The organism is Sinomicrobium pectinilyticum, assembly GCF_003725735.1.
Taxonomy (GTDB): domain Bacteria; phylum Bacteroidota; class Bacteroidia; order Flavobacteriales; family Flavobacteriaceae; genus Sinomicrobium; species Sinomicrobium pectinilyticum.
The window spans coordinates 1-300 of the sequence record NZ_RJTM01000141.1; the positions used below are offsets into that span (position 1 = coordinate 1).

Sequence of the window (300 nt, forward strand, 5' to 3'; positions counted from 1 at the left end):
AAAGATCATCAGTCGACTGGCATCCGGTTTACCTGTTCTGCTGGAAAGCCCGAAGGGATACCCGCCGCCTGGGAAAGAAATCCCCTTTGTATTTGAAAGCCACCAATTCAACAACACCAACCTGCAACGCCTCCGGGAGTCGCCCTTGTTTCTCGATCATATTCATCCCCAAGGAGCGGAAAACCGCAATCAACGGCTGGAATACTGGCGTGACGGGATTTTTAAACGGGTGCTGGTTGTCAAGGAAGAACCTTGCTCGGAAGTGGTTTATTTCCAGAAAGAAGACAAAGCGCTGGTCAT

1 protein-coding gene is annotated in these 300 nt (G+C 50.3%); it reads left to right on the forward strand.

Annotation, left to right across the window (positions count from 1 at the left end; genetic code table 11):
• On the forward strand, positions 1 to 300 hold a 300-nt coding region (locus ED312_RS23905; protein ID WP_170164568.1), incomplete at both ends, for a hypothetical protein.